Source organism: Microcystis sp. M113S1, from assembly GCF_020246945.1.
Lineage (GTDB): Bacteria > Cyanobacteriota > Cyanobacteriia > Cyanobacteriales > Microcystaceae > Microcystis.
Genome location: NZ_JADBSA010000120.1, coordinates 1 through 3,087 on the forward strand (window position 1 = coordinate 1; position 3,087 = coordinate 3,087).

The window sequence follows — 3,087 nt, forward strand, 5'->3', positions numbered from 1 at the left end:
AGGGGGTATTTTGTTCGGTGCCAGACTGATATTTGAGTAAGCCAGACAGGAGCCAGAAAAAGATATTTATCAGAAAAGTCATGATCAAGCTAGAGGTTTAAAGACTGATTGGGTTCCAATTATTTTTATTAATAAATATTTAACACAATTCATACCAGGTAAGCAAGAGGGCTACGCCACTACTACCAAATCATTACCCCAAATCATTACCAGATTCGTGACCGTTTGGATGCCATATCAAAATAGTGTGTGTTGTTCGTCACGAAATTTGCTTCGTGTAGGCTAGACTGTAAGCAGCTAACTAGCTCATCCCTAATTCTTTTGACCATTTTTATTGATGTGGTCACTTTTACATTCTGGACATTTCATCGTTTTTTTTCCTTCATTGAGTTTCTATCTATTTTGCCTTCTCATCTCTTTATCTGACAACGCCCTATTCTCAGCTTCGTACCTCATCATTAAGATAACTGCTATAGGAGAAAGGCTGTAAATCTGTTCTCATCCCCTTTTAAGCCGCAAAAAAGCTCTTTAACCGTTGTCGCAGCCAAGAAACGGGATTTTTCAGGTCTTCCGAGTCTAAAAGCCCCATTTCTCGCAATTTCTGCTGACATTCGCCCAATTCCTCTTGACGTTGCGCGATTGCCTCAGTGAATTCCTCCGCTAGAGCCGGATAAGTAGTGATAAGATGCTGAAACCCCTGACGATCGAGCAAAAATAACAAGGTTTCCCCCACTGCTTGCATAGTGGTGGGATAGGGAACCTCTAACATTAACGGTAATTCCCCAAAATATTGACCTTTATTAAAAGTAAAAATTTTACGACTGATTTTATCGTTTTCATAAAAAGCATCCATTTGTCCCTGCAAAACAATACAGAAATAATTAGTTCTTTCTCCCTGTCTAATTAAAATATCCCCGTCCTGGAGATGTTTACGACAACCCATTTCAATTAATACACGCAATTGCAGATCGTTAAAATGTTTAAAGTAACTCACCTCCAATAACATTTCTTTTAACGATAGCGGTTTTGAAGGTTTAACTATCTCCTGATCCTGTTCCTTAACTGCCTCAAAACTGTCGGTATTATGCAACCATAACTCTCGCTGGGGAAAAGGAATCGTTATGCCCCGATGACGCAGATTATGCTCGATAATGAAGTGTAGGGAACTTCTCAGAAAAACGGCCTGTTCGACTTTTTCCACCCATACCCACAACTCAAAATTTAAAGCACTATCACCAAAACCGTTAAAAATCACCTTGGGAAGCGGATTAAAGGCAATTTCTACCGACATATAGGCTGATTGCAGCAGAATTTCCGTCACTATCAAAGGATCTGTACCGTAGGCAACTCCTACCGGCACAATGACTCGAATGCGCGAGTCGGGATAATGCCAATTCTGGACGCGATTGCTAGTTAAGATTGTGTTAGGAACGATTAACTCTGCACCATCAACAGTGCGAATGGTGGTGGAACGAATCGATATTTCCCGGATATAACCCTTTGTTTGCTCAAATTCGATAAAATCGCCCACTTTTAACTTGCGTTCCACCAACAAAGTTAAACCACTGGTGAGATTTTTGGTTAACTCCTGCAAACCGAAACCGATACCCACCCCCAAACCACCGGCTAAAACAGCGATCGAAGCGAGATTGAATCCAGTCAATTGTAGGGCGATAATATAACCAAAAGCCCCAAAAGCAAAACTAGCCAGAGTTGCGATCGCTTCTCGATTACCTTCATCAAAACCGATACTTTTCAGCAGACGATTTTTTAGTAAACTTTTAAAAGCGATCGTCAGACAGGTGACAAGAACAAACAGTACAAGAATACTAATAATCCAACCAAGAGTGATGGAAACTCCCCCAGCGCGCCAAAGGGGAGTGTTAAAAAAGGGCGTTAACCAAGCTGAGGGAGAGAAAGTCATCGCTAAAGTTTAGATTTGATAGGGATTACCCAAGCGATCCACAAAAACATTGTAATCTAAGGGTAAACGCCCCGGATTAAGCCGCGGTTCCGCCGCGTAACCGATGGGAACGACAACAGCGATCGCTAGATGGGGATGATCGGCAGCACCAATCACAGCTTTTACCTTGTCCTCGATCCAACCGTTGAGAAAACAACTAGATAAACCGAGACTTTCGGCAGCCAAAACCAGATGAGTAGCGGCGATCATGGCATCCTTAATCGCGTATTCCCGGGTTTTTTCGCCCAAATCCTTTTGAAATCCGGGGATTGCCTGTTGAAAATATTTTACCGTGCCTTCGTTCCAAGCACCCGTACTGAGAGCCTGTTCATAGATGGGGGTTAGATCTCCTCCTCCTGCGGCAGCATCGGCAGCGAAAACAAAAGTAACCGGCGCTTGGATAATTTGCTTTTGTCCCCAAGCGGCCTCGGCTAAAGCGGCCTTTTGTGCCGGCTCTTGTACTAAAATAATTCGCCAATCTTGGATGTTGAAGCTACTAGGTGCGGCAACGGTTAATTCTACTAGGGTTTTTAGCAGTTCTGGGGCGATCGGATCGGTGGTAAAAGTTTTAATAGAACGACGTTGATTAATCGCCGTGGGAACATCGAGAGGCAAGGTCATAAAGTCAGTTGATCGAGTTACATATTTCTAATTATTATAGGGTCAAGCTATCAGCCTCACCCTTCGGTGTGACCGAAAATTTGGGTACAAGCCCCGCCATGCCCGCGCAGGGTCGGGCGGCTTTTAAAATATTAAGTTGCCATTTTATTTCCTTTGTGCTAAAATATTGATACTCAGTCAAGCATTGTCAAAATGTTTGTACTAGAATACAAAGTTAAGCCAAAACCTAATCAGATAGAAGCCATTAATGAGGCAATACGGACAACCCAATTTGTTCGGAATAAAGTTCTGCGTTATTGGATGGATAATCGGGGTGTTGGCAAAACAGAGTTATTTCGGTACAACACAGCATTAAGAAAAGAGTTTAAATTTGTTGATGATTTAAACTCCCATGCTTGTCAGACTGCTGTAGAAAGAACCTTGCGAGCAATTACTCGGTTTTACGATAATTGCCAAAATCAAGTTAAAGGAAAGAAAGGCTACCCTAAGTTTAAAAAACATTC

At 42.2% G+C, this 3,087-nt stretch carries 2 protein-coding genes and 1 pseudogene; 1 reads left to right on the forward strand and 2 read right to left on the reverse strand.

The window, feature by feature from the left end; translation table 11 throughout:
- Nucleotides 1-508: 508 nt before the first annotated feature.
- Nucleotides 509-1,924, reverse strand: coding sequence for a mechanosensitive ion channel domain-containing protein (locus tag IM319_RS06170; RefSeq protein ID WP_287735014.1), 1,416 nt, complete (start codon nt 1,922-1,924; stop codon nt 509-511).
- A 9-nt stretch (nt 1,925-1,933) separates the two neighbouring features.
- On the reverse strand, nt 1,934-2,584 hold the full coding sequence (locus IM319_RS06175; RefSeq protein ID WP_287735015.1) for a nitroreductase family protein: 651 nt from the start codon (nt 2,582-2,584) through the stop codon (nt 1,934-1,936).
- A gap of 192 nt (nt 2,585-2,776) precedes the next feature.
- Here IM319_RS06175 and IM319_RS06180 point away from each other — a divergent pair.
- Nucleotides 2,777-3,087 (forward strand): annotated as a pseudogene (locus IM319_RS06180) (RNA-guided endonuclease TnpB family protein); the annotation flags it as partial.